Raw genomic sequence first — 24,401 nt, forward strand, 5'->3', positions numbered from 1 at the left:
AACCCTCCGGTCGGAGGGTCAAAAATCCGTGCCGCAAGGCAGCGGGATGGGAAGTCTCAGTGCGTGGTCAGGCCTGCTGCATTCATGAACATGCGCATCAGGCTGGCGACGATGAACAGTGCACCGACGCTGCCGACCCAGATCATGGCCAACCAGCCGAGCCGCTGCCACAGCGGCTTTTTTTCGGCTTCTTCAATGTCGTGCAGGGAATGTTTGCCGGTCATGCTTGCATCCTCCGGTTGAGGGAGATGGCGCCGCGGTCGGCGCCATCGTGATCACCATTAGTGATAACCGTCTTCGTGGGTGACCTTGCCGCGGAACACGTAGTAGCTCCAGAAGGTGTAACCCAGGATGAACGGGATGATGAACAGCGTGCCCACCAGCATGAAGCCCTGGCTTTGCGGCGGTGCAGCGGCGTCCCAGATCGAGATCGACGGCGGCACGATGTTCGGCCACAGGCTGATGCCCAGACCGCTGTAGCCGAGGAAGATCAGCACCAGGGTCAACAGGAACGGCATGTAGTTGGCATTGCGCGCCACCGCGCGGATCAGACCGTACATCGTCACCAGCACCAGAATCGGCACCGGCATGAACCAGAACAGATTCGGCATGCTGAACCAGCGCGTCGCAATTTCCGGATGGGCCAGCGGCGTCCAGAGGCTGACGACGCCAATCACCGCCAGCAGCACGAAGGCCAGAGGACGCGCCAGGTTATGCATCTGTTCCTGCAACTTGCCTTCGGTCTTCATGATCAGCCAAGTGCAGCCGAGCAAGGCATACGCCACCACCAGCGCGGCACCGCAGAACAGCGTGAACGGCGTCAGCCAGTCCAGTGAACCACCGGCGTATTGCCGGTTGACCACGGGCAAGCCGTCGATGAACGCGCCAAGCGCCACGCCCTGGAAGAACGTCGCCGCCACCGAACCACCGATGAAGGCCTTGTCCCACAGGTGACGCTTGTCGTCCTTGGCCTTGAAGCGGAACTCGAACGCCACGCCGCGGAAAATCAGCCCGATCAGCATGAAGATCAGTGGCAGGTACAGCGCCGACAGCACCACCGAATAAGCCAGCGGGAACGCACCGAACAACGCAGCGCCGCCCAGTACCAGCCAGGTTTCATTGCCGTCCCATACCGGGGCGACGGTGTTCATCATTACGTCGCGGTCGGTCTTGCCGGGGATGAACGGGAAGAGAATCCCGATCCCCAGGTCGAAACCGTCCATGACCACGTACATCATGATCCCGAAGATGATGATCACGGCCCAGATCAGCGGAAGATCAATACCCATGACTCAAATCTCCTTGGTCAGGCTGCGGTCGTGTTCGGCGCCATCGTCGTCGGCAGCGGACAACGGACGGGCCGGCGTGCGTTTCTGGCCAGGACCACCGTCGTTGGTTTCCTTGCCTTCGTCGGTCTTCGGCCCTTTGCGCACCAGGCGCATCATGTAGCCCAACCCCGCACCGAACAGCGCGAAGTACACCACCACGAACATGATCAGCGTGATGCTCATCTGCATGAAACTGTGGTTGGAGGACGCATCCGCCGTGCGCATCAGCCCGTAGACCACCCACGGCTGACGACCGATTTCAGTGGTGAACCAGCCCGCCAGGATCGCAATCAGACCGGACGGCCCCATCCACAGCGCCAGGTACAGGAACGGCCGCGAGGTGTAGAGCGTGTCGCGCTTGCGCAGCCACAGGCTCCAGAGGCCGGTGAAGATCATCAGGAAGCCGAGGCCGACCATGATCCGGAACGACCAGAACACGATGGTCGAATTCGGCCGGTCTTCCGGCGGGAATTCCTTGAGCGCCGGGACTTGCTTGTCCAGCGAGTGCGTCAGGATCAGGCTGCCGAGGTACGGGATCTCGACCGCATATTTGGTTCTCTCTTCCTTCATGTCCGGCCAGCCGAACAGGATCAGCGGCGTCGCCTCATTGCCATGGTTTTCCCAGTGTCCTTCGATCGCGGCGATTTTTGCCGGCTGATGCTTGAGGGTGTTGAGACCGTGGAAGTCACCGATGACCGCCTGGATCGGCGCAACGATCAGCGCCATCCACATCGCCATCGACAACATGGTGCGGATCGCCGGGTTGTCCTTGCCGCGCAGCAAGTGCCAGGCCGCCGAGGAGCCGACGAAGAAGGCCGTCGCGACGAACGCCGCCGTCGCCATGTGCATCAGGCGATACGGGAACGACGGGTTGAAGATGATTGCCAGCCAGTCGGTCGGGATCACTTGGCCGTTGACGATCTCGAAGCCCTGTGGCGTCTGCATCCAGCTGTTGGAGGCGAGAATCCAGAACGTCGAAATCAGCGTGCCGATGGCCACCATTACCGTGGAGAAAAAGTGCAGCTTGCGCCCGACCTTGTTCCAGCCGAACAGCATCACACCAAGGAAACCGGCTTCTAGGAAGAACGCCGTGAGCACTTCATACGTCAGCAACGGGCCGGTGACGGAACCGGCGAAGTCCGAGAAGCGACTCCAGTTGGTGCCGAACTGGTAGGCCATGACCAGCCCCGAGACCACACCCATGCCGAAGTTGACGGCAAAGATCTTCGACCAGAAATGGTAGAGGTCACGGTAGGTGTCGTTGCCGGTTTTCAGCCACAGGCCTTCCAGCACCGCGAGATAGCTCGCAAGACCGATGGTGATCGCCGGGAACAGGATGTGGAACGAGATGGTGAACGCGAACTGAATTCGGGCGAGATCTAGTGCCTCTAAACCGAACATAAGCTTTCCTCTATCAGATAACGGTTCCAAGACTGGCGGCCTTGGACCACTGCCCCCACGGGTATGGAGTGCGGCGAACTCGGATTCGTTCTTCTTTTTACAGGCATCGCGACGCAGGGAGTCTGCCGACGGGTCCCGGATCAGTTCCGCGAAGGGTCTTGATCTGGATCAATCAACGTTGAAAGAGTAGTCCCATTTCCGACGGGGAACCGCGTGGTCTTTTGCCGCGTGACAAGTTGCCTCAGAGTCGTGGCAACGCCCTGAAATACATCGGTGGCCGGGTTCGGTGTCCGGGCGCGGAAAAATCGATGTCTGGCTAACTAAATTTTTTGTCATAGCAACTTCCTGTTACAGACTGGTGATAATCTCGCGGTTCCCCTCGATCAAGACCGGCCCGCAAATGCCCAGCCAAGAGCCCTTGCTGTTACGTCATCACCGTCCCTTTCTTGCGTTCTGGTTTGCCCGGATCTTCACCGCCAGCGGTTTTCAGATGCTCACCGTGGCGATCGGCTGGAACCTTTATCAACTGACCGGCAACGTGCTCGACCTGGGTCTGGTCGGGCTGGTGGAATTCGCTCCACGGGTATTGTTCATGTTGCACACCGGCCACGTTGCCGATCGCTACGACCGGCGCAAGGTCGCGGCGATCTGCCAGTCGTTGCAGGCCTTGATCGCCCTGGCACTGGCCATCGGTAGCGCCACCGACCATGTCACCCGGGAAATGATTTTTATCCTGGCGTTCCTGCTGGGGGCCGCGCGCTCGTTCGAAATGCCGACCACCCAGGCGCTGCTGCCGAGCATCGTGCCCAGTGCGCTGTTCCCACGGGCGGTCGCCGCCGCGCAGTCGGCACAGCAATCGGCCACCATCGTCGCCCCGGCGCTCGGCGGTCTGCTCTATGCCTTCGGTAGCGTGTGGGTCTATGGCCCGACGGTCATTCTGTATGTCATCGCTTGCACGCTGATGCTCAACCTGCCCGCGCGGCAAACACCGTTGAACAAAGGCAAGGCGACGCTGGACTCGTTGCTGGCGGGGATTCGTTTCATTCGCAGCCGCCCGGACATTCTCGGGGCGATTTCGCTGGATCTGTTCGCCGTGCTGCTCGGCGGCGCCACGGCGCTGTTGCCGGTGTTCGCCAAGGACATTCTGCTGACCGGGCCGTGGGGGCTGGGGCTGCTGCGCTCGGCGCCTGCGGTCGGCGCGCTGATGATGTCCTTGTACCTGGCGCGGTTTGCCGTTGAGCGAAACGTCGGTCGGGTGATGTTCACTGCCGTCGGCGTGTTCGGCGTGGCCACCATCGCCTTCGGTCTGTCGACCTCGTTCTGGTTCTCGTTGGCGGTGCTGGTAGTGTTGGGCGCGGCGGACATGATCAGCATGGTGATCCGCGCCTCGTTCGTGCAACTGGAAACCCCGGACGAAATGCGCGGCCGGGTCAGCGCGGTGAATGGCCTGTTCATCGGCGCCTCGAACCAGTTGGGCGAATTCGAATCCGGCCTCACCGCGCACTGGTTCGGCACCGTGCCGGCAGTGGTGATGGGCGGGATCGGCACGCTGGTGGTGACCGGAACCTGGATCAAACTGTTCCCGACCCTGGCCAACCGCGACCGGATGCATGTGCCGGTGGAAGAGGTGAAGGCCTGACGCTCTCAGGCCAGCAACTCCCCCGCCACTTTCGCTCTGACGGCTTTGCCCGCCAGTTGTTCGACCAGCGTCAGCGCAAATGCCAGCGCGGCGCCGGAGCCTTGGGCGGTGATGCAATTACCGTCGACCACTACGGGTTGATCGACAAAGGTGCAACCGGAAAGGTTATGGCTGGTGGCGGGCAGGCAGGTCATCCGGCGTTGACGTAATACACCGAAGCTTTGTAGCGCGACCGCCGGGGCTTCGGCGATGGCGGCGAAAAGTCGCCCGGCACTGGCCTGATCCCTTAGCAGTTGTTGAAGAGGCTGGTGCGCGGCAAGGTGTTGCGCGCCGACAGCGCCGCCGGGCAGGACGATCAGGTCGAAAGTCTGGGCCAGAACATCAATGAGCATGCCGTCGGCGGTCAGTCGCGTGCCCCGGGCGCAGGTCAGCATGCGCCGGCCTTCGATGCTGGCCGCCACCACTTCGATGCCGGCGCGGCGCAGCACGTCGATCAGGGTCACGCATTGCAGATCATCGATGCCCTCGGCGAGGGTAATCAGGGCTCTAAAGGTCATGGGCGCCATCCGCTGGGTGATCTTTAAAGCGTAGTCAGCTTTGCCCTGCCCTGTTCGGCGACAGCCGTTACTTGATGTAAAGCTGGGTCGACATCGTGTTGCGCGGGGCGTTGATCGAGGTGTTGCTGAAGGTAAAGGTGCCTTCCTGACGGGCCGCCAGATCGAAGGTGTACAGCGAACCGACGGTCTTCGCGCCTGGCGTGCATTCGGTCAGGTTGCCATTATCGAAGGCACAGACCGGACTCCGGGTGCCGTTCACTTCGAAACCGTCCAGCGCCGCCTGAGGCTGACTCTGGCCATAACCGATTTCCAGCACGTACACCTTGATACCCGGCGCGCTGTGATCGCAACGGGTCTGCACCTGGCCATCGGTAATGTCTTCGAGCCCGCAGGACGACGACTGAACCTTGATGACTTTCACCTCGCTCAATGGCGGTGCCGACGCTGCGAGTGCCGCCGGTACACCGGCCAGCAGCAAGGCCATCAATCCAGCGGTCTTCATCCAACCCTTGTTCATGCGATCCATCCCCGAAAAAACAGCGCGCAGTATGGCGTACTTGGCCGTGGTGCAAAACTTCGCCGACGATCGACACCAACATCCGCCATCTTCCTCACGCTGCTGGTATGATGCGCGGCTTTTTCCGGCCCACCACAATTTTCCAGGCGCTTGCGACGGTCTGTGCTTTGCTGTTGAGGTCGATACATTCACGGCGCCACGCGCGCCACGGGGAGCAGACATGCTGGAAAGGCTGTTTCAACTCAAGGCACACAACACCAACGTGCGGACCGAGATTCTCGCGGGCGTCACGACCTTCCTGGCCATGGCCTACATTCTGTTCGTCAACCCGAGCATCCTCGGCGAGACCGGCATGGACAAAGGCGCGGTGTTCGTCGCCACGTGTCTGGCAGCCGCCATCGGCTCCACGGTCATGGGCCTGATCGCCAACTACCCGATCGCCCTCGCACCGGGCATGGGTCTGAACGCCTTCTTTACCTACACAGTCGTGCTGCACATGGGCCACACCTGGCAGGTAGCGCTGGGCGCGGTGTTCATTTCGGCCGTGTGTTTCTTCCTACTGTCGATCTTCCGCATCCGTGAATGGATCATCAACAGCATCCCGCTGCCGCTGCGTTCGGCGATTGCTGCCGGTATCGGCCTGTTCCTGGCGCTGATCGCCCTGCACAACGCCGGTATCGTAGTCAGCAACCCGGCGACCATGGTCGGCCTCGGCGACCTGAAACAACCGGCACCAATCCTCGCCACTCTCGGTTTCGCCCTGATCGTTGCCCTTGAAGCCCTGAAAGTGCGCGGCGCGGTGCTGATCGGCATTCTCGCGGTGACCATCGTCTCGATCGTGATGGGCTTCACCCCGTTCGGCGGTATCACCTCAATGCCGCCTTCGCTGGCCCCGACCTTCCTGCAACTGGACATCAAGGGCGCGCTGGACATCGGTCTGGTCAGCGTGATTTTCGCCTTCCTGTTCGTCGACCTGTTCGACAACTCCGGCACCCTGATCGGCGTCGCCAAGCGCGCCGGCCTGATGGGCAAGGACGGCCACATGCCGAAAATGGGCCGCGCACTGATCGCCGACAGTACCGCTGCGATGGCCGGCTCGCTGCTGGGCACCTCGACCACCACCAGCTACATCGAATCCGCTGCGGGCGTGAGTGCCGGCGGCCGCACCGGCCTGACCGCCATCGTCGTCGCGATCCTGTTCCTGCTGGCGCTGTTCTTCTCGCCACTGGCCGCCAGCGTGCCGGCCTTCGCCACCGCGCCGGCGCTGCTGTTCGTCGCCGTGCTGATGACTTCCGGTCTGGCGGAAATAGACTGGGAAGACATCACCGTCGCCGCGCCGGTCGTGGTCACCGCCCTGGCAATGCCTTTCACCTATTCCATCGCCAACGGCATCGCTTTCGGCTTCATCGCCTGGACTGCGATCAAACTGCTGTCCGGCCGCGCCCGTGAGCTGAACCCGGCGCTGGTGATCCTGTCGATTCTGTTCGTGATCAAGCTGGGTTGGTTCAACGCATGACTTTTGATTCCCAGGCCTACGCCGCACAACTCGAAGACAAGGTCACGCGCCTGCGTGACCTGCTGGCCCCGTTCAATGCACCGGAGCCGACGGTGTTCGACTCGCCGCTGCAGAACTTCCGTCTGCGCGCCGAATTCCGCCTGTGGCGCGAGGGCGGTGAGCGGCATTACGCGATGTTTTCCCAGGACGACAAACGCACGCCGATCCTGATCGAGGAATTCCCGATCGCCAGCCTGCGCATCAACCAGTTGATGCCGCAATTGAAGGCTGCCTGGCAGGCCAGCGCGGCGCTGAGCCACAAGCTGTTCCAGGTGGAGTTTCTGACCACCCTGGCCGGCGACGCGATGATCACTCTGTGCTATCACCGTCCGCTGGACGAGCACTGGCATGCAGCGGCCACCAAACTGGCGGCGGATCTGGGCGTAAGCATCATCGGTCGCTCCAAGGGCAAGCGCGAAGTGCTCGGCCTCGATTACGTGGTCGAGAAACTCGAAGTTGGCGGTCGCACATTCAGCTATCGCCAACCGGAAGGCGCGTTCACCCAACCCAACGGCACCGTGAACCAGAAGATGCTCAACTGGGCATACGAAGCGCTGGGCGATCGCAGCGACGATCTGCTGGAGCTGTACTGCGGCAACGGCAACTTCACCCTGCCGCTGGCAACCCGCGTGCGCAAAGTGCTGGCCACCGAAATCAGCAAGACCTCGGTCAACGCCGCGTTGAGCAACCTCGCCGAAAACGCTGTGGATAACGTGACGCTGGTGCGCCTGTCCGCCGAAGAGCTGACCGAAGCCCTGAACGAAGTTCGCCCGTTCCGTCGCCTGCACGGCATCGACCTGAAAAGCTACGAGTTCGGCAGCGTGTTCGTCGACCCGCCACGGGCCGGCATGGACCCGGACACCTGCGAACTGACCCGTCGCTTCGATAACATCCTGTACATCTCCTGCAACCCGGAGACGCTGGCGGCCAACATCGCCCAACTGCACGACACGCACCGCATCACCCGCTGCGCGCTGTTCGATCAGTTCCCGTGGACTCACCACATGGAATCCGGCGTCCTGTTGACCCGACGTTGATCGCAGGTGCCAGATACAAGAAAGCCGTCCTGACCGACGGCTTTTTTGTGCCTGCTCATGGCACGGGATCGATCTTGCGTGGGCGCCCGCCCTTCCTGCCGTTGGCCCGGGCAGCTTCAGCTTTCGCGGTGCTGCTCTGACGACCATTGCGCGAAGCGATCACCGAGGCTGCCATGGCCATCAGCGGCTGACTGGCCGAGATCATCCCGGCGATGGAAACCTGCAGGTCCTTGCCATCATGGCACAGCGCGGTGCCGGCAAAGCCGACGTGCAATCCGCTGAAGTCTTGCGGTTCGAAATCATCGAATTCCCGGTAGAGATTCACTGGCAGCAATACGCCGCTGTCGTCCTCGAAGTGAATCACCAGGCAGGGTTTCTGAAAAGCCACTGACACGGCTTGCAGACTGCTGCGACGGCGCACGCCGCCACGGTCGACGGCTTCGTCCAGACGTTTTTCCGTGACGGGCCGATCCGCGTGCAACGCGGCTTTGACTGTTTTCATAATTCTATTTCCACTCCTTCGTGAGCGCCGACCAGGGCCAACAGGGTTTTGTTGACCTCCGGCTCGTAATACGCCGATCCGATCCTGAAACTCGTGCTGGTGACCTCCCGCAGCACCGCCACCTGGTTCGACTGTCCGTCCCACCACTGATTGTCGAGACAAGCGGTGCGCAATCGAGTCCACCAGATCCAGCGGGCCCGCCGCAGATGATCGGTTTCACGCAGCGACTGGCGCAGCCCTTCAAGCACGCTGACCGGCGGTCGATGCGACAACGGCACCACATCCCACAGTTCGACGCCGTTGTGCCAGAAGCTGAATTTGAAGCGGGCGCTCCAGGCGCCTGCATCCACATGTGCGTGGGGCGGGCAATGTTCGTCACGCAACATGATCACCACTGACAGTCCTTTGTAACTGCATACCTTCATGCTAACCCATCCGTTAGGTTTAAACGTTTCAACACTTGCCATTCCCTGGCAAATCCGACCATCGGCGCCAACGCCTACTGTGGCCGTTACCTTTCGAGCCTAGTGCGGGAGCCGAAAAAGCCGCGGGCAAAATGGTAAGCAGTTCTTTCGCAGCGGCCGCGCATTTGCTACATACGAAGATTCTTTCCCCGGTGTAATCAATCATGCAGCGACACTTCGACGATCTTCAGCTGGGCAGCATCGAGTTGTTTTGCCTGGCTGCCGAGTGCGGCAGTTTCACCGGTGCGGCGCAGGCGGCTTCGGTGACGCCGGCAGCGGTGAGCCGCTCGGTATCACGCATGGAAGAACGCCTGGGCGTGCGGCTGTTCGCGCGCACTACCCGCAGCGTGAAACTGACCGACAGCGGCCGGCGCTACTACGAAGAATGCAGCCAGGCGCTGGCGCAACTGGTCGAGGCGCAGCGGGAAGTCATGGGCCAGCAGCAGGAACCGTCCGGCACCCTGCGTATCAGTATTCCTACGACTTACGCCCATCATCGGATCCTGCCGCTACTGCCGGCTTTTCGCGCGCGCTTCCCGCAGGTGAAGGTCGACATGCACATCAGCAACCGCAACATCGACTTCGTCGGCGAGGGTTACGACATGGCGATCCGCGTGCGGGCGATTCCCGATTCCGGCCTGATCGCCCGCCATCTGGAAGACGCAGCGCTGGTGATGGTCGCCAGCCCCGATTACCTCAAACGCGCCGGCACGCCGCAGACCCTCGAAGACCTCGAACAGCACGAGTGCATTCAGTACGAACTGCCCAGCAGTGGGCGGCGGATCACCTGGCTGTTTTACGACGAGGACGCGCCACGGGAAATCCTCGCCGAGGGCAATTTCTGCTGCTCGGACGATGTGCTCGGTGGCGTGACCCTGGCCAGGCACGGTGCCGGGTTGTTCCAGACGTATCGCTTCATCGTCGAAAAAGAACTGGCCGACGGCTCGCTGATAGAAGTGCTCAAACCCTACAGCGGACGCTCGCGACCGTTCACGCTGCTGTACCCGCAGAATCGCCACATGCCGCTGCGCGTCAGGGCTTTCATCGATTTTCTGGTCGAGCAGCTGCCGCACTGAATTGCACCAGTGTGCGATCACCGCACACAAAACCGGGCTGTCGATGCAGAGCAATTGATTAAAGTAACCATCTAGTACAATTTAACTCCACAGGTCGAAACCCTCGGCCCAAGCCAAAAACAATAAGTGGAGTTTGCCCCCATGCCCCCTATCGTTCTGGTGCTCAACGGCCCGAACCTGAACCTGCTCGGCACCCGTGAACCGGCGACCTACGGTCACGAAACCCTGGCCGACATCTCAGCCCTGTGCGGGCGCGCCGCCGAAGAGTTCGGCCTGGCCGTGGAGTTTCGCCAGACCAATCACGAAGGCGAACTGCTCGACTGGATTCACGGCGCCCGCCAGCGCTGCGCCGGCATCGTCATCAACCCGGCCGCCTGGACACACACCTCGGTAGCGATCCGCGACGCACTGGTCGCCAGCGAATTGCCGGTGATCGAAGTGCACCTGTCCAACGTCCATGCCCGCGAACCGTTCCGTCACCACTCCTTCGTCTCGGCCATCGCCACGGCCGTGATGTGCGGCTTCGGCAGCCACGGTTATCGCTTGGCTCTGGAACATTTCAGCCAGCGGCTGAAGGGGTGATCCGCATGAACCGCAACAACGTGATACTCGCCGGGCTGATCGGCGCCGGCATCCAGGCCTCCCGCACCCCGGCGCTGCATGAACACGAAGGTGACGAACAGGGCCTGCGTTACCTGTACCGGCTGATCGATCTCGATCAACTGCAACTCGACAGCAACGCCCTGCCCGACCTGCTGCTGGCCGCCGAACGCATGAACTACACCGGGCTGAACATCACCTTCCCGTGCAAGCAGGCAATCATCCCGCTACTCGATGAATTGTCTCCGGAAGCCCGAGGCATCGGCGCCGTGAACACGGTGGTGCTGAAGGACGGCAAACGCGTCGGCCACAACACCGATTGCCTGGGTTTCGCAGAGGGTTTTCGTCGCGGTCTGCCAGACGTCACCCGCGAACGTGTAGTCCAGATGGGCGCCGGTGGCGCAGGCGCGGCAGTGGCCCACGCCTTGTTGAGCGAAGGCGTACAGCAACTGAGCATTTTTGATGTGGACGTCGAGCGCGCCGAAAGTCTGGCCAACAACCTCAACCAGCATTTCGGCGCTGGCCGCGCGGTTGCCGGGCATGATCTGGCGAGCACACTGAGTCAGGCGAATGGCCTGGTGAACACCACGCCAATGGGCATGGCCAAATTGCCAGGCATGCCCGTGCCAGCGGCATTACTGCGACCCGAGTTGTGGGTGGCGGAGATCGTGTATTTCCCGCTGGAAACCGAACTGCTGCGCAACGCCCGCGCCTTGGGTTGCCGAACCCTGGATGGCGGCAACATGGCGGTATTTCAGGCGGTGAAAGCGTTTGAACTGTTCAGCGGCAGAGTGCCGGATGCGCAGCGAATGCTCGCGCATTTTCAAAGCATGAATGGATAAAACCGTGAGGGGGCGACGCCCCCTCGTCTCCGGTCACGCCTGCAAGTAGCGCAGCACCGACTCGCAAATCATCTCGCGATGACGCTGCTTGATGCTTTCGTCCGGCAGGTCGATCTGAAAGATCTCACCGAACGTGTGGCGGTTCGATACGCGATAGAAGCAGAACGAACTGATCAGCAGATGCACGTCCAGCGCGTCGAGCCCGGCGCGGAAAACCCCTTCATCGGCACCACGACGTAGAATCTCGCCCAGGGAATCGAGGATGGTGTTGTTCATCGCCTTGATCGCGTCGGAACGCTTCACGTACTCGGCGTTGTGGATGTTTTCGATGCTGACGATCCGCACGAAATCGACGTTGCGATCGTGGTGATCGAAGGTGAACTCCACCAGACGCCGGATCGCTTCCACCGGCGGCAATTCGGCCAGGTGCAAGCGATTTTCGGTGCTGCGGATATCGCCGTAGAGCTTCTCCAGCACCTCGACGTACAACTGCTCCTTGCTGCCGAAGTAGTAATAGATCATGCGTTTGGAGGTGTGGATGCGCTCGGCGATCGCGTCGACGCGAGCACCGGACAGACCCTGCTGGACGAACTCGACGATCGCCTCCTGCAGGATATTCTCGCGGGTCTTTTCCGGGTTGTTCTTGCGACTTTTGCGCGGCTCTACCGCTGGTAGATCGGGGGCTGCGGAAAGTTCTGAAGTCATCGTCATTGCGGGCTCACGGCCATCACTGCACAGGCTGGCGATTATGGGCCGCGCGCCCCAGTGAAGGAAGCCGCACGACCCGTGTTTAATCCCGCGTTTACGAATTTCCTACAACTTGGCCTGGCGAACCGCGCCACTGCGTGATTTGGCCATCGCCGCCAGCCGCACCGCGACGTTGGCCGCGCCATAACCCGCGTAACCGTTCTTGCGCTGGATGATCTCGAAGAAGAAACGCCCTTCGAATGGCTCGGTGTAGACGTGGAACAACTCGCCGCCCTGTGCATCGCGGTCGTACAGCACGTTGTAGTACGCCAGCTCGCTGAGGAACTCGTCATCGAAATCGAAACGCGCCGCGAGGTCATCGTAATAGTTGAGCGGAATGTCCAGCAGCGGCACGCCCGCCTCCTTCGCCCGGCTGACTTCGGCGAAGATATCGTCGCAATCGAAGGCGATGTGATGCACCCCGGAGCCGCGATAACTCGACAGCGCGTGTGAGATCGCGGTGTTGCGGTTCTCGGAAATGTTCAGCGGCAGACGGATCGAACTGTCGCGGCTACGCAGCGCGCGGCTCTTCACCAGCCCGTAAGGATCCGGTAGCACCACTTCATCGTCGGCCTCGAAATCCAGCAGGCTCTTGTAGAACAGCACCCAGCTGTCGAGGCTGTCCGCCGGAAGCGCCATGGCCATGTGATCGATGCGCTTGAGACCGCCACGCGCTACCGCATCCGGCAGCAGATTGAAGTCGGTGCCGTAGACATCCGCCTCCTGATCCACCAGATAAATCAGGCTGCCATCCGGCGCCCGCACCGCTGCCAGTTCCAGCTCGTTGGGGCCGACCAGTCCGCGATACGGCTGACCTTTATAGGCGACCGCCCGGGCCAGCGCGCTGGCGCTGTCCTTGACCCGCACGGCGGTGGCGCACAGCGACGGGCCGTGGGCCTCGAAAAAGCTGTGGCCGAACGAATAGGGTTCAGAGTTGAGAATCAGGTTTATATCGCCCTGGCGCAACAGGCTGACGCTCTTGGAACGATGCTGACCGGCCTTGACGAAACCCAGCCGCTCCAGCCAGTTCGACAGCTTGGCCCCGAGGCTTTCATCCACAGCGAACTCAAGAAACTCGATGCCGTTGTATTCGCTGGCCTTCGGCGTTTCGAAGAGGATTTCACGGTTATCCACAGGACGGATGTCCTGCTCAAGACGCTGACGGGTTTTCTCCTCCAGGTACAGCAGCGAACGCAGACCGTCGGCCGCATTGGCCCGAGGCGGTGCGGCGCGGAAGCCGTCGTTGAAGATTTCCAGCGACAGCGGTCCGGTGTAACCACTCTGGATGATCGGTGCGAGGAAACCCGGCAGATCGAATTCGCCCTGCCCCGGGAAGCAGCGGAAATGCCGGCTCCACTCCAGCACGTCCATCGCCAGGATCGGCGCGTCGGCCATCTGCACGAAGAAAATCTTGTCGCCGGGAATCTCGGCAATCGCCCGTGGATCGCCCTTGAGCGACAAGGTGTGGAAGCTGTCGAGCAACACGCCGAGGGCCGGGTGATCGGCCTGACGCACGATGTCCCAGACCTGTTGATAAGTATTGACGTGACGGCCCCAGGCCAGCGCTTCATAACCGATACGCAGGCCACGGGCGCCGGCGCGCTCGGCCAGCAGGCGCAGGTCGTCGATGAGGATCTGTTGATCGCCAATACTGTCGGGGGAGGCATTGCTGCAGACCAGCACCAGGTCAGTGCCCAGTTCCTGCATCAGGTCGAACTTGCGCTCGGCCCGCTCCAGGTTGCGGTCCAGACGATCGCGGCGGCAGCCTTCGAAATCGCGGAACGGCTGAAACAGCGTGATGGCGATTCCGAGGTCGGCGCACATCTGCCGGATTTCCCGGGGGCTGCCGTCGTAATACAGAAGATCGTTCTCGAAAATCTCCACCCCGTCGAACCCGGCGGCGGCAATGGCTTCGAGTTTTTCCGGCAGGGTTCCGCTCAAGGAGACGGTGGCAATGGATCGCTGCATGTTTCAACTCCCGGTGGAGACGTCGGCTACGAAAATTGCGCCGCTTTTATAGGGTGAGCGAATTATTGGTCCCGGTTTATCATTGAGCAATTTAAAGTGTACTACCCGGTTAGTTTTGCGTGCGATTATCGAACACAATGCCGGTTTGGCGAATTGACGATTTTTCGTCCACTGCCCAACATCCATCTCACCTTGAGTCCGGAACTGAACCACCGGTCGCAGCGTGCACAAAAAAAGCACACCAAATAACAAATCCAAAAACGGGTGGAACACATGATTCCTTCACAGACTTCCCGCATGGCTCCGGCCATGAGCACTGCCACGGGTGGCATCGGCGACAAGATCCGCGGCGCCATGGCCGTCGGCAAGACCCGTTGGGGCATGCTGGCGCTGGTGTTTTTCGCCACCACCCTGAACTACATCGACCGCGCCGCCCTCGGCGTCATGCAGCCGATCCTCGCCAAGGAAATGAGCTGGACGGCGATGGACTACGCCAACATCAACTTCTGGTTTCAGGTCGGCTACGCGATCGGCTTCGTACTGCAAGGACGGCTGATCGACCGGGTCGGCGTCAAGCGCGTGTTCTTCTGCGCGGTGCTGCTCTGGAGCCTGGCCACCGGCGCCCACGGCCTGGCGACCTCGGCGGTGGGTTTCATGGTCTGCCGGTTCATCCTCGGTCTGACTGAAGCGGCGAACTACCCGGCCTGCGTGAAGACCACGCGCCTTTGGTTCCCGGCTGGTGAACGCGCCGTGGCCACCGGCATCTTCAACGCCGGCACCAACGTCGGCGCGATGTTCACCCCGATGCTGCTGCCGCTGATCCTTCACGTGTGGGGCTGGCAGGCTGCGTTCCTGTGCATGTCGGCACTGGGCGGGATCTGGCTGCTGTTCTGGGGCCTGAAGTATTTCAACCCGGAAGATCACCCGAGCGTGAAACAGTCGGAGCTGGAATACATCCAGAAAGAAGTCGAACCGGAACAGGCCCGCGTGCCGTTCTCGAAGATCCTGCGGATGCGCGGCACCTGGGCCTTCGCCCTCGCCTACTCGCTGACTGCGCCGGTGTTCTGGTTCTACCTGTACTGGCTGCCGCCGTTTCTCAATCAGCAATACAACCTGGGCATCAACGTCACCCAGATGGGCATTCCGCTGATCATCATCTACGTCACCGCAGACTTCGGCAGCGTGGGCGGCGGGATTCTGTCTTCGTTCCTGATCGGTCGCGGCATGAACTCGATCAAGGCGCGGCTGCTGTCGATGTTCCTGTTCGCCTGCTGCATCATCGGTGTGGTCATGGCAGCCGGCTCCGCCAACTTGTGGATCGCGGTTGCCGCCATCTCCCTGGCCATCGGCGCGCATCAGGCCTGGACCGCCAACATCTGGAGCCTGGTGATGGACTACACGCCCAAGCACATGATGAGCACGGTGTTCGGTTTCGGCGGCATGTGCGCGGCGATCGGCGGGATGTTCATGACCCAGATCGTCGGCCATATCCTGACCGTCACCAACAACAACTACACCGTGCTGTTCACCCTGATCCCGGCGATGTACTTCATTGCCCTGACCTGGATGTACTTCATGGCACCGCGCAAGATTCCTACCGTCACCGAGTAGCCCTTCAATACTGAGAAGCCGTCCTGCACCGACCGGCCTGATTTCAGGCCGGTCACGTCTTCAGCGCCGGCTCTGCTGCCACGCTGCCGCCAATCCGCTGCAACAGATCACCGCGATCCCGATCACCGTCATCAGGGTCGGCGTGTGAGCAAACAGCAACCAGCCCAACAACCCCGCAAACACGATCTGGCAATAACCGAACGGCGCCAGCAACGCCGGCGCGGCATGGCGGAACGCCTGGGTCAGAAACAGGTGCGCGGTCATCCCGCAACTGCCCAGCGCCAGCATCAACAGCGCATGCCCCAGGCTCGGCACCTGCCAGAAGAACGGCACCAGCGCACTCATCACCAGCGTGTTGCACAACCCGGCGAAAAAGTTGCTGGTGGTCGGGCTGTCGATTTCCGCGAGCTTTCGGGTGAGCAACTGATAGAAGCAGAAAAACAGCGCCGAGCAGAATGGCAACAGAATTGCCGGGGTAAACAAGTCACCGCCCGGATGGACGATGATCAGCACACCGATGAACCCGCACACCACCGCGATCCACTGACCGCGCGTCACCCGTTCCTTGAGCAATGGCACCGACAGCGCCGTCACCAGCACCGGTGCAAGAAAGTTGACCGCCGTGGCCTCGGCCAGCGGGATGTACAGCAACGCCGTGGTGAAAAACAGGCTGGTGCCCAGCAGACACAACGCCCGCGCCAACTGCCACAACGGACGTTTGGTGCGCAGCACACGCAGCCCGGACTGCGGCAGGAAAATCCCCGCCATCAACAGCGTGTGCACCAGATACCGCGCCCACACCACCATGACGATCGGATAAAAACCCGAAAGGTATTTCGACAGCGCGTCGTGGCTGGAGAACAGGAAGGTTGCCACGACAATCAGCAAGATCCCCTTGAAGGGTTGGTTGACGCCGGAAAGCGGAGTGCTGACGGTCATTGGCTCTCTCTGAATGAAAAATAAACGGTGACGAGGACGCGTGCGCCCTCGCCCCTTGAAGCAGACTTAAAGCCGGGCCAACAATTCCCGCGTCCGGTCGATCGCCATTTGCGCCCGCTGCAAACCACTCACGCCTTGCTCCAGCAATTTGACCGTGGGAATTTCCAGACTCAGGGGAAGGTTAGCCGGAAGACTGCGCAACAAACCGCTCAAGTCACAATCACCCTCGCCGGGAAACCGTCGTTCATTGCGGGCCTGACGCAAGATCTCGGCCATGTCCGTCGGCCTCGGCCCGGCAACATCGCACAACTGTGCATAGCGCAGCCGCGAGGCTGGCACACCGGCCAGATCTTCCAGCCGCGATCCGGAACGGTCGAAGTGAAACGCATCGACCAGCACCGCCCCGTTTTCGCGCCCGGCGTTGTCGACGATGCGCAACGCCTGCTCGAGATTGCGCGCATCGGTCCACGGCATGAACTCCAGATGCGGATGCAAACCGTAGGGCGCGGCCAGATCGCAGAGTGCGGCAAAATTATCGGTGAGCCGCTGCTCGTCAGGATCGTTACCGGCAACCAGCAACTCACTGGCACCGAACTCCGCGCCGACGCTAAGCAGTTGTTCGAAATCCGCAACCACCGTCTGCGGTTTCAAACGCAGGATTTCCACGTCGAGCACACCGATTCCGGTGTCACGCAAACGCGCCAGTGTCTGACGCCGCAAATCGCCATCGGCTACCAGCGGGAAGTGATATTCCTCGGGTGTCGCCGGTTCAAGCCGCAGGCCGACATGGCTGTAACCGGCACGGGCCGCGACCTCGACCATCTCGGGTGGCGACAACTCCAGCACGGTCAGGCTGGCCAGGGACAGAATTCGTTCGTTCATGTTCAGGCCTCGATCTGCGCAGGTTCGGTGGCGCGACCGCTGGCCGCTGCTTCACGGATGACCTCGACCAGCGCCAGAGTGCGGGCGGCATCGGCGGCACTCACCAGCGGTTCAACCTCCCGTCGCGCCACGCGGACGAAATGCTGCAACTGCAACCGCAGCGCTTCATCAGGCGTGAACGGTTCATCGACCGACAGCAACGGCTCGTGCCAACCGGCGTCCACCTGATCGGCGCGGTAATGCCAGCGCTTGAGTTGCGGAATACTCAAAGCCCCGCCCGTTCCCGCCAGCAAATAGCACGGCTGATCGGCCTGACGCGGATAGACCGGGTTCTCCCCGGAGTTCAACTCCCAGCTCCATGGAGCCGCCACCGCATCGGAACCGGTCAGCGTACCCAGCGCTCCGCCGTCGAACTGCAGCAGGATCGCCGCGCTGTCTTCATTGGCAAAACCACGCACCGCACGGTCGGTGATCGCCTGCACCGAACGCACTTCGCCGCACAGATGACGCAGCAGATCGAGGTCGTGAATCAGATTGGTCAACAGCATGCCCGCGCCCTCTTCGCGCCGCCATGCGGTTTCGAAATAGTGGTCGGGTTTGCGCAACTGGAACAACGCAGTCACCAGCGTCAGCCGCCCCAATGCTCCGCCCTTGACCAGTTCATGGGCCCGCACGATCAACGGATTGTGCCGCCGATGATGGCCGACCAGCACCGGCACGCCGCTGCGCTTCACCGCCGCCACCAATTCCCGCGCCTCATCCAGATGCACGCCTACCGGTTTTTCCAGCAACACCGGAACACCAGCGGCCAGGCAATCCAGCGCGGTGTTGACGTGCTGATTGTTCGGATTGGCGACGATCACTGCGTCTGGCCGGTTCTGCTCCAGCATCTGACGGTGATCGGCGAAATACGCCACACCCCACTCCGCCGCCAGGGCCGGTGCCTGAGGGCCGGGATCGGCCACGGCGCATAACGTGGCCTCAGTGAGATGTTTCAGGTGCCGGTAATGTTGCTGGCCCATGTTACCGGCGCCGATCAGGGCGATTCGAAGGGGCGGGTTCAAGGTGCGATCCTCTTGTGATTGTTGTGGGAAAACTCACTCCATCAACAATTTAGAACCCGGTTCCAGATTCTCACACCCGTCCGACTGAAAAGTGGGCGAACAGCGCACAGCTTTGCTTATACAAACAACTCCGAAGCCAGGCTGGCCGCCGACAATTCCTCGGTAAACGTCAGCAACAGCGGCGCCAGTTCATGCAATCGCGCCCCCGGCATCCGGGCGCTTGGCCCGGCAATGCTGAGCACGCCGATCACCCGGCCATCGGCGGGATGTTTCACCACGGCAGCAATCGCCGAAGTGCCGACCGCCGAACTTTCTTCCACACAGGCATAGCCCTGTTCCCGGGCCACGCGCAGGCGTTCGAGCAGTTCAATATTGGAGCGCGGCGCGTTGGGCCCGATATCCACCGGCACCTCCGCGCCCTGGCGTTCGACCAGCGACAAAGCCTCGGCGTCGCTCATGCACGCCAGCCACGCATGCCCCGACGCGGTGTAGAACAGCGGCGCATCGCGGCCCATGTCCGGGTCGTAACGCAGACCGGTGCGGGCGCCCTGGGCCTTGGCAATCCAAGTCTGGCGCTCGCCGTCGATCACCCCCAGACGCACCAGCTCACCGGTTTCCTGGGCCAGCCGATCGAGCACCGGCTGCACGATGTCGGCGCCGCTGCTCGACAGGTACTGAAAGCCCATCGCAACCAGTTTGGTCGACAGGTGATAGCGCAACGTCTCCGGATTCTGCCGTACGTAACCCAGGCGGATCAGCTCGGCGAGCAGGCGGTGCGTCGCGCTCTTCGGAATGTCCAGTTGCTCGGCCAGGGTCTGCATCGGCAGCCCGCGCGGATCACTGGTGAGGCTTTCCAGCACGCTGAAAACCCGTTCGATTTGACTGCCGGCCATGGTGCGCTCTCGGTGAAATTTCGCCGATTCTAGAAGACATCCCGAGGAATGCGAAATCTGCAACCCGGCGTCCGATAACCGCCCACTTTGCGCGCCAGTCGGTTGATCTGCTTCGCCCGCACTGGTTATTTTCTGGAACATGATTCTAAAAACAATTGATTGCTGGAGCCCTTCCTGATGCCTGCCCTTTCCGATATCGACTGCGACGTTCTGGTGGTCGGCTCCGGCGCCGCCGGTTTGTCGGCCGCCGTCACCGCCGCGTGGCATGGCTTGAAGGTCATCGTGGTGGAAAAGGATCCGGTGTTCGGCGGCGCCACCGCGTGGTCCGGCGGCTGGGCGTGGGTGCCGTGCAATCCGCTGGCCCGGCGCGCCGGGATCGTCGAAGACGTGGAACTGCCGCGCACCTATCTGCGCCACGAACTCGGCGAGCACTACGACCCGGCCATGATCGACGCCTTCCTTGAGGCCGGCCCGCGCATGGTGGCGTTCTTCGAACAACACACCGCCCTGCAATTCGCCGACGGCAACGCCATCGCCGACATCCACGGTGAAACACCGGGCGCGGGCACCGGCGGACGCTCGGTGATTGCCGCGCCCTATGACGGGCGAAAGGTCGGGCGCCTGCTCAAGCGTCTTCGTACAACGATGCGCGAAACATCGTTCATGGGCATGCCGATCATGGCGGGTGCGGACCTGTCGGCGTTTCTCAATCTGACCCGCTCGTTGTCGGCGGCCTGGCACGTGACCCGGCGTTTCACCCGCCACCTGCTGGACCTGGCGCTGCACGGCCGGGCGATGCAACTGGTCAACGGCGTGGCGCTGGTGGCACGGCTGGCGAAGTCCGCCGAAGACCTCGGCGTACTGCTGTGGGAATCGGCGCCAGTGACCGAACTGCTGCGCGACGATTCACGCATCACCGGCGCTCGCGTGAACACCACAAAAGGCCCGGTCAATGTCCATGCCCGCAAAGCCGTGGTGCTCGCCGCTGGCGGATTTGCCAACGACATCGAGCGGCGCAAAGCGTTGTTCCCTCGCACGCCCACCGGTCATGAACATTGGGCGCTGCCACCCTTGGGAGTGGATGGCGACGGCCTGCGATTGGGAGAAACCGTCGGAGCCCGGGTCAACACCGAAGTGGCCTCGCCCGTGGCGTGGGCGCCGGTCTCGCAGGTGCCACATTCCGACGGCAGCATCGGCCATTTCCCACACATCATCGAACGTGGCAAACCGGGCGTCATCGGCGTGCTGCGCAACGGCCAGCGCTTCGTCAACGAAGCCAACGGTTATTACGACTACGTCAGCGCCATGGTCGCCGCAGCCCCCGAAGGTGAAGAGGTCGCGTCCTGGCTGATCTGCACCCGCGCGTTCCAGCGGCGTTACGGGCTCGGCATGTCTCGGCCGTTTCCGGTGCCGGTGTCAGGTTTTATCCGCAGCGGCTATCTGAAAACCGGTAATACCCTTGAGGAATTGGCCACCGCATGCGGCATCGATCCGAACGGTTTATGCGCCACTCTCCATGACTACAACCACCATGCCCGGCACGGCGAAGACCCGCTGTTCGGTCGCGGCTCGACCCCGTACAACCGCAAACAGGGCGATCCCGCGCAACAACCCAACCCGTGCGTGGCGCCTATCGAACAAGGCCCGTTCTACGCGGTGAAGGTGCAGCCGGGCTGTTTCGGCACCTTCGCCGGGCTCAAGGTCAATCCGCACGCGCAAGTGCTCGACGCCGAAGACCGGCCCATCACCGGGCTCTACGCCACCGGTGGCGACATGGCCAGCATCATGGGCGGGCATTATCCGGCGGGCGGGATCAACCTCGGCCCGGCGTTGACTTTCGGTTACATCGCAGCCCGGCACATGGCGGGCGTCACGGCTTTCGAACAGGAGATCGACCATGCAGCACATCGTTAACAGACAAGGACTGAACCTGCCAAAACTCGGCCTCGGCACCTGGCCGATGCTCGGCGACGAATGCACCCGTGCCGTGGAGCAAGCGCTGGAACTCGGTTACCGGCACATCGACACGGCAGCGGCCTACAACAACGAAGACGCAGTCGGACAGGCCCTGGCGAATACGCCGACACCCCGCGAGCAGATCCACGTCACCACCAAGGTCTGGTGGGACCAGTTGCAGCCGGACGCCATGCGTCACTCGCTGGATCGCAGCCTCAAGGCGTTGCGCAGCGAATACGTCGACCTGTTCATGATCCATTGGCCGACCACCGACTGGGACTTGCCGCGCACCCTTGAAACCCTCGCGTCGTTCAAGGAGCAAGGTTTGGCTCGCAACATCGGCGTAGCGAATTTTCCGCTGCCGCTGCTGCGCAAAGTCGTCGAGGAATACGCCATTCCTCTGTCAGCCATTCAGGTCGAGTACCACGTACTGCTCGGACAAAACGCCCTGCTCGACTACGCCCGTCAACACGATCTGGCGCTGACGGCCTACACGCCGCTGGCGCGTAACAAGGTCTCGGACGTTCCTCAGATTCAGCAGGTCGCCGAAAAACACGGCGTGCTGCCCACTCAAGTGGCGCTGAAGTGGCTGCTGGATCAGGACAACGTCGCGGCGATTCCCAAGGCCAGCAGCAAGACCAATCAACTGGCCAACCTGGCGTCACTGCAGGTCGAACTGGACGATGACGACCGCGCGCTGATTGCCGCGTTGTCCAAGCGCGAACGTCAGGTCAGCCCGGACTTCGCGCCGGTGTGGGATGCCTTCGACCGCTGATACCCGACCCGGCGAAAGAAATCCGCCGGCGGATTGAATTCCCGGCGCTCGCGCTCGTCAATAACAGGCCCGACCTCGTCACCCCGAGGCCGGGCCTTTGTGCGTGTGTGCGAATAGACGGACGACCGGACTGGCGCCACACTCACACACCAGCAACACTCATCACCACACACTCTCTCCACCTGCACAGACGAGGATTCCCACATGCTATGGAAAAAAGGCCGACGCAGTGACAACGTCGTCGATGCCCGTGGCGATGACATGGGCGGTGGTGGCGGTATGCGCTTCGGCGGCGGCAAGGGTCTGAGCCTCGGGGCGATCCTGCTGATCGTCGGCATCGGCTGGATCACCGGCCAGGACCCGCTGCAGATCCTCGGCCAGCTCACCGGGCAGATGACCGAACAATCGGCCCCCACTTCGCAAACCCGTCAGGCACCGCCGGCCAACGATGAACAGGCCGAATTCGTGCGTTCGATCCTCGGCGACACCGAAGACACCTGGGGCGCAATCTTCCAGCAGGCCGGCCGGCAATATAAGGATCCGACCCTGGTACTGTTCAGCAACCGGGTCAATTCCGCCTGCGGTCTGGCGACCTCGGCCACCGGCCCGTTCTATTGCCCGGCGGACCAGAAAGTCTATCTGGACATGGCGTTCTTCCAGGAAATGGCCCAGCGCTTCAAAGCCGCCGGCGACTTCGCCCAGGCCTACGTGATCGCTCACGAAGTCGGACACCATGTGCAGACGCTTCTCGGCGTCTCGGCGAAAATTCAGACAGCCCGCCAGCAAGGCCGGCAGATGGAAGGTGACGGCGGTCTGCTGGTGCGTCAGGAACTGCAAGCCGATTGTCTGGCCGGGGTCTGGGCCTACAACGCGCAGAAGCGTCTGAACTGGCTGGAACCGGGCGACATCGAAGAAGCCTTGAACGCAGCGAACGCCATCGGTGATGATCGCCTGCAACAACAGGGTCAGGGCCGTGTGGTGCCGGACTCGTTTACTCACGGTACGTCGGCGCAAAGGGTGCGCTGGTTCAAAACCGGATTCGCCCAGGGCCAGGTCGGCCAGTGCGATACCTTTGCGGCGAAAAACCTGTAAATGCATAAATGGCTGTTGGCTTTACTGTTCATCGGCGGCACCGCCCAAGCGGCCGGCGTCGACGCAATCAGTCCCGGGCGCCTGCAATTGCAGGCCGGCGAAATGGCGGTGGGCATCGGCCCGGCGCCGGCGAAAATCGAGCGCGTGCTGATCGTCATTCATGGCCGTCTGCGCAACGCCGAGACCTATCGCAAAAGCGGCGAAGTCGCGGCGGAACTGGCCGGGCAAACCGCCAACACCCTGGTGATCGCCCCGCAGTTTCTCAACGAAAGCGATGTGTCGCTCTACTCGTTACCCGCCAGCGTGCTGCGCTGGCAAGGCAACGACTGGATGGGCGGCGGGTTATCCACAGGGCCGAATCCGCTGAGTTCCTACGCCGCACTGGACGAAATCGTCGGAAGGCTGAGCGATCGCAAGCAGTTTCCGGACGTGAAGCAGATCGTGATCTTCGGCCACTCCGGCGGCGCTCAGGTGGTGCAGCGTTATGCGCTGCTGGCCCAGGAACAACCGGCGCTCAAGACCGAAGGCATTCGCTTGCGTTATGTAGTCGCCAACCCGTCGTCCTACGCGTACTTCAATGAGCAACGTCCGGTGGCCTTCGATCATGCCAAGTGCCCCGGTTTCAACCGCTGGAAGTACGGCCTGGTGGACCCGCCGATCTACTCGGGTGGGCAAACGCCCGCGCAGCTTGAAGGCCGTTACGTCAAACGCGAGGTGATTTATCTGCTGGGCCAGCAGGACACCGACCCGCAACACCCGGCGCTGGACAAGAGCTGCGCCGCCAAAGCCCAGGGGGCTTATCGACTGGAGCGCGGGAAGCTGTTTTTCGGTTACTTGCTGCGTCGTCACCCTGAAGGGGTGAATCAACGGCTGGTCGAAGTGCCCGGCGTCGGGCATAACGGCGACGGCATGCTGACCTCGCCGGAAGGCCAGAAAGCACTGTTCGAGCAATAAAA

Annotated in this window: 24 protein-coding genes; 11 read left to right on the forward strand and 13 right to left on the reverse strand. The window is 61.9% G+C overall.

All coding sequences use genetic code 11. The features are described from left to right. Positions 1–56 precede the first annotated feature (56 nt). The 3 genes from AC0R79_RS26415 to AC0R79_RS26425 are packed head-to-tail and all read right to left on the reverse strand — an operon-like array spanning position 57 to position 2,729. Positions 57–224, reverse strand: coding sequence for a DUF2474 domain-containing protein (locus tag AC0R79_RS26415; RefSeq protein ID WP_007950992.1), 168 nt, complete (start codon positions 222–224; stop codon positions 57–59). Between the two features lie 57 nt (positions 225–281). Next, positions 282–1,289 carry a cytochrome d ubiquinol oxidase subunit II gene (gene cydB / locus AC0R79_RS26420; RefSeq protein WP_085608716.1) on the reverse strand — a complete coding sequence of 336 codons (1,008 nt, stop codon included), beginning with the start codon at positions 1,287–1,289 and terminating at the stop codon, positions 282–284. A gap of 3 nt (positions 1,290–1,292) precedes the next feature. Continuing rightward, the gene (locus AC0R79_RS26425; RefSeq protein WP_007950994.1) at positions 1,293–2,729 is read right to left on the reverse strand and encodes a cytochrome ubiquinol oxidase subunit I; all 1,437 of its coding nucleotides are present in this window, start codon (positions 2,727–2,729) and stop codon (positions 1,293–1,295) included. 400 nt (positions 2,730–3,129) lie between these two features. Here AC0R79_RS26425 and AC0R79_RS26430 point away from each other — a divergent pair, with 400 nt between their 5' ends. After that, on the forward strand, positions 3,130–4,368 hold the full coding sequence (locus AC0R79_RS26430; RefSeq protein WP_474732358.1) for an MFS transporter: 1,239 nt from the start codon (positions 3,130–3,132) through the stop codon (positions 4,366–4,368). A 5-nt stretch (positions 4,369–4,373) separates the two neighbouring features. Here the strand turns inward: AC0R79_RS26430 and AC0R79_RS26435 are convergent, their stop codons facing one another. Both AC0R79_RS26435 and AC0R79_RS26440 read right to left on the reverse strand, forming a co-directional pair. Continuing rightward, positions 4,374–4,925 (reverse strand): DJ-1 family glyoxalase III, encoded by a 552-nt coding sequence (locus AC0R79_RS26435; RefSeq protein WP_127800022.1) that lies wholly within the window; start codon positions 4,923–4,925, stop codon positions 4,374–4,376. A 67-nt stretch (positions 4,926–4,992) separates the two neighbouring features. Continuing rightward, entirely contained in the window at positions 4,993–5,442 is a 450-nt protein-coding gene (locus tag AC0R79_RS26440) for a DUF4879 domain-containing protein (RefSeq protein WP_127800024.1), read from the reverse strand. Positions 5,443–5,662: 220 nt separating this feature from the next. On the opposite strand from AC0R79_RS26440, the gene AC0R79_RS26445 reads away from it, so the two are divergent. After that, entirely contained in the window at positions 5,663–6,958 is a 1,296-nt protein-coding gene (locus AC0R79_RS26445; RefSeq protein WP_127800026.1) for an NCS2 family permease, read from the forward strand. Beyond that, complete coding sequence (gene trmA, locus AC0R79_RS26450; protein WP_262159795.1) at positions 6,955–8,034, forward strand: tRNA (uridine(54)-C5)-methyltransferase TrmA; 1,080 nt, start codon at positions 6,955–6,957, stop codon at positions 8,032–8,034. The genes AC0R79_RS26445 and trmA overlap by 4 nt, the downstream gene beginning before the upstream one ends. 55 nt (positions 8,035–8,089) lie before the next feature. On the opposite strand, the gene AC0R79_RS26455 is transcribed toward trmA, so the two are convergent. Next, positions 8,090–8,536 carry a hypothetical protein gene (locus AC0R79_RS26455; protein ID WP_375747921.1) on the reverse strand — a complete coding sequence of 149 codons (447 nt, stop codon included), beginning with the start codon at positions 8,534–8,536 and terminating at the stop codon, positions 8,090–8,092. After that, on the reverse strand, positions 8,533–8,961 hold the full coding sequence (locus AC0R79_RS26460; protein WP_127800030.1) for a DUF4160 domain-containing protein: 429 nt from the start codon (positions 8,959–8,961) through the stop codon (positions 8,533–8,535). The genes AC0R79_RS26455 and AC0R79_RS26460 overlap by 4 nt, the downstream gene beginning before the upstream one ends. Positions 8,962–9,164: 203 nt before the next feature. Here AC0R79_RS26460 and AC0R79_RS26465 point away from each other — a divergent pair, with 203 nt between their 5' ends. The 3 genes from AC0R79_RS26465 (at position 9,165) to AC0R79_RS26475 (ending at position 11,518) form a co-directional block, all read left to right on the forward strand. Further along, positions 9,165–10,076 (forward strand): LysR family transcriptional regulator, encoded by a 912-nt coding sequence (locus AC0R79_RS26465; RefSeq protein ID WP_085608722.1) that lies wholly within the window; start codon positions 9,165–9,167, stop codon positions 10,074–10,076. Between the two features lie 141 nt (positions 10,077–10,217). After that, the gene (gene aroQ, locus AC0R79_RS26470; protein WP_011336043.1) at positions 10,218–10,658 is read left to right on the forward strand and encodes a type II 3-dehydroquinate dehydratase; all 441 of its coding nucleotides are present in this window, start codon (positions 10,218–10,220) and stop codon (positions 10,656–10,658) included. 5 nt (positions 10,659–10,663) lie between these two features. Further along, positions 10,664–11,518, forward strand: a complete 855-nt coding sequence (locus tag AC0R79_RS26475) for a shikimate dehydrogenase (protein WP_236188814.1) — start codon at positions 10,664–10,666, stop codon at positions 11,516–11,518. A 33-nt stretch (positions 11,519–11,551) separates the two neighbouring features. Here AC0R79_RS26475 and AC0R79_RS26480 read toward each other — a convergent pair whose 3' ends face one another. Both AC0R79_RS26480 and quiC read right to left on the reverse strand, forming a co-directional pair. Beyond that, positions 11,552–12,229, reverse strand: coding sequence for a TetR/AcrR family transcriptional regulator (locus tag AC0R79_RS26480; RefSeq protein ID WP_085608724.1), 678 nt, complete (start codon positions 12,227–12,229; stop codon positions 11,552–11,554). A 102-nt stretch (positions 12,230–12,331) separates the two neighbouring features. Further along, positions 12,332–14,233, reverse strand: coding sequence for a 3-dehydroshikimate dehydratase QuiC (gene quiC / locus AC0R79_RS26485; protein ID WP_474732364.1), 1,902 nt, complete (start codon positions 14,231–14,233; stop codon positions 12,332–12,334). Positions 14,234–14,506: 273 nt separating this feature from the next. Between quiC and AC0R79_RS26490 the strand changes: the two genes are divergently transcribed. Then, positions 14,507–15,844 carry an MFS transporter gene (locus AC0R79_RS26490; RefSeq protein ID WP_007958787.1) on the forward strand — a complete coding sequence of 446 codons (1,338 nt, stop codon included), beginning with the start codon at positions 14,507–14,509 and terminating at the stop codon, positions 15,842–15,844. Between the two features lie 60 nt (positions 15,845–15,904). Here AC0R79_RS26490 and AC0R79_RS26495 read toward each other — a convergent pair whose 3' ends face one another. The 4 genes from AC0R79_RS26495 to AC0R79_RS26510 form a co-directional block, all read right to left on the reverse strand. After that, positions 15,905–16,783 carry a DMT family transporter gene (locus AC0R79_RS26495; RefSeq protein ID WP_007958785.1) on the reverse strand — a complete coding sequence of 293 codons (879 nt, stop codon included), beginning with the start codon at positions 16,781–16,783 and terminating at the stop codon, positions 15,905–15,907. Positions 16,784–16,849: 66 nt separating this feature from the next. Next, a complete protein-coding gene (locus tag AC0R79_RS26500) occupies positions 16,850–17,665 on the reverse strand; it encodes a sugar phosphate isomerase/epimerase family protein (protein ID WP_474732366.1) in 816 nt (271 codons plus the stop codon). 2 nt (positions 17,666–17,667) lie between these two features. After that, a complete protein-coding gene (locus AC0R79_RS26505) occupies positions 17,668–18,729 on the reverse strand; it encodes a Gfo/Idh/MocA family protein (protein WP_474732369.1) in 1,062 nt (353 codons plus the stop codon). A gap of 116 nt (positions 18,730–18,845) precedes the next feature. After that, positions 18,846–19,622 (reverse strand): IclR family transcriptional regulator, encoded by a 777-nt coding sequence (locus AC0R79_RS26510; RefSeq protein ID WP_474732372.1) that lies wholly within the window; start codon positions 19,620–19,622, stop codon positions 18,846–18,848. 177 nt (positions 19,623–19,799) lie between these two features. Between AC0R79_RS26510 and AC0R79_RS26515 the strand changes: the two genes are divergently transcribed. The 4 genes from AC0R79_RS26515 (at position 19,800) to AC0R79_RS26530 (ending at position 24,399) form a co-directional block, all read left to right on the forward strand. Continuing rightward, entirely contained in the window at positions 19,800–21,536 is a 1,737-nt protein-coding gene (locus AC0R79_RS26515) for an FAD-dependent oxidoreductase (RefSeq protein ID WP_474732374.1), read from the forward strand. Further along, on the forward strand, positions 21,520–22,353 hold the full coding sequence (locus tag AC0R79_RS26520) for an aldo/keto reductase (protein ID WP_474732376.1): 834 nt from the start codon (positions 21,520–21,522) through the stop codon (positions 22,351–22,353). The genes AC0R79_RS26515 and AC0R79_RS26520 overlap by 17 nt, the downstream gene beginning before the upstream one ends. Before the next feature lie 204 nt (positions 22,354–22,557). Beyond that, entirely contained in the window at positions 22,558–23,445 is an 888-nt protein-coding gene (gene ypfJ, locus AC0R79_RS26525; protein ID WP_039771788.1) for a KPN_02809 family neutral zinc metallopeptidase, read from the forward strand. After that, positions 23,446–24,399, forward strand: coding sequence for an alpha/beta fold hydrolase (locus AC0R79_RS26530; RefSeq protein ID WP_085747679.1), 954 nt, complete (start codon positions 23,446–23,448; stop codon positions 24,397–24,399). Positions 24,400–24,401 lie beyond the last annotated feature (2 nt).

This window comes from Pseudomonas sp. HD57-3 (assembly GCF_056113135.1).

What these genes read in the sequence shown, in the direction of transcription:
- AC0R79_RS26415 (WP_007950992.1), bottom strand. Translation starts at nt 224, where the DNA reads ATGACCGGCAAACATTCCCTGCACGACATTGAAGAAGCCGAAAAAAAG.
- cydB (WP_085608716.1), bottom strand. Translation starts at nt 1,289, where the DNA reads ATGGGTATTGATCTTCCGCTGATCTGGGCCGTGATCATCATCTTCGGG.
- AC0R79_RS26425 (WP_007950994.1), bottom strand. Translation starts at nt 2,729, where the DNA reads ATGTTCGGTTTAGAGGCACTAGATCTCGCCCGAATTCAGTTCGCGTTC.
- AC0R79_RS26430 (WP_474732358.1), top strand. Translation starts at nt 3,130, where the DNA reads ATGCCCAGCCAAGAGCCCTTGCTGTTACGTCATCACCGTCCCTTTCTT.
- AC0R79_RS26435 (WP_127800022.1), bottom strand. Translation starts at nt 4,925, where the DNA reads ATGACCTTTAGAGCCCTGATTACCCTCGCCGAGGGCATCGATGATCTG.
- AC0R79_RS26440 (WP_127800024.1), bottom strand. Translation starts at nt 5,442, where the DNA reads ATGAACAAGGGTTGGATGAAGACCGCTGGATTGATGGCCTTGCTGCTG.
- AC0R79_RS26445 (WP_127800026.1), top strand. Translation starts at nt 5,663, where the DNA reads ATGCTGGAAAGGCTGTTTCAACTCAAGGCACACAACACCAACGTGCGG.
- trmA (WP_262159795.1), top strand. Translation starts at nt 6,955, where the DNA reads ATGACTTTTGATTCCCAGGCCTACGCCGCACAACTCGAAGACAAGGTC.
- AC0R79_RS26455 (WP_375747921.1), bottom strand. Translation starts at nt 8,536, where the DNA reads ATGAAAACAGTCAAAGCCGCGTTGCACGCGGATCGGCCCGTCACGGAA.
- AC0R79_RS26460 (WP_127800030.1), bottom strand. Translation starts at nt 8,961, where the DNA reads ATGAAGGTATGCAGTTACAAAGGACTGTCAGTGGTGATCATGTTGCGT.
- AC0R79_RS26465 (WP_085608722.1), top strand. Translation starts at nt 9,165, where the DNA reads ATGCAGCGACACTTCGACGATCTTCAGCTGGGCAGCATCGAGTTGTTT.
- aroQ (WP_011336043.1), top strand. Translation starts at nt 10,218, where the DNA reads ATGCCCCCTATCGTTCTGGTGCTCAACGGCCCGAACCTGAACCTGCTC.
- AC0R79_RS26475 (WP_236188814.1), top strand. Translation starts at nt 10,664, where the DNA reads ATGAACCGCAACAACGTGATACTCGCCGGGCTGATCGGCGCCGGCATC.
- AC0R79_RS26480 (WP_085608724.1), bottom strand. Translation starts at nt 12,229, where the DNA reads ATGACGATGACTTCAGAACTTTCCGCAGCCCCCGATCTACCAGCGGTA.
- quiC (WP_474732364.1), bottom strand. Translation starts at nt 14,233, where the DNA reads ATGCAGCGATCCATTGCCACCGTCTCCTTGAGCGGAACCCTGCCGGAA.
- AC0R79_RS26490 (WP_007958787.1), top strand. Translation starts at nt 14,507, where the DNA reads ATGATTCCTTCACAGACTTCCCGCATGGCTCCGGCCATGAGCACTGCC.
- AC0R79_RS26495 (WP_007958785.1), bottom strand. Translation starts at nt 16,783, where the DNA reads ATGACCGTCAGCACTCCGCTTTCCGGCGTCAACCAACCCTTCAAGGGG.
- AC0R79_RS26500 (WP_474732366.1), bottom strand. Translation starts at nt 17,665, where the DNA reads ATGAACGAACGAATTCTGTCCCTGGCCAGCCTGACCGTGCTGGAGTTG.
- AC0R79_RS26510 (WP_474732372.1), bottom strand. Translation starts at nt 19,622, where the DNA reads ATGGCCGGCAGTCAAATCGAACGGGTTTTCAGCGTGCTGGAAAGCCTC.
- AC0R79_RS26515 (WP_474732374.1), top strand. Translation starts at nt 19,800, where the DNA reads ATGCCTGCCCTTTCCGATATCGACTGCGACGTTCTGGTGGTCGGCTCC.
- AC0R79_RS26520 (WP_474732376.1), top strand. Translation starts at nt 21,520, where the DNA reads ATGCAGCACATCGTTAACAGACAAGGACTGAACCTGCCAAAACTCGGC.
- ypfJ (WP_039771788.1), top strand. Translation starts at nt 22,558, where the DNA reads ATGCTATGGAAAAAAGGCCGACGCAGTGACAACGTCGTCGATGCCCGT.
- AC0R79_RS26530 (WP_085747679.1), top strand. Translation starts at nt 23,446, where the DNA reads ATGCATAAATGGCTGTTGGCTTTACTGTTCATCGGCGGCACCGCCCAA.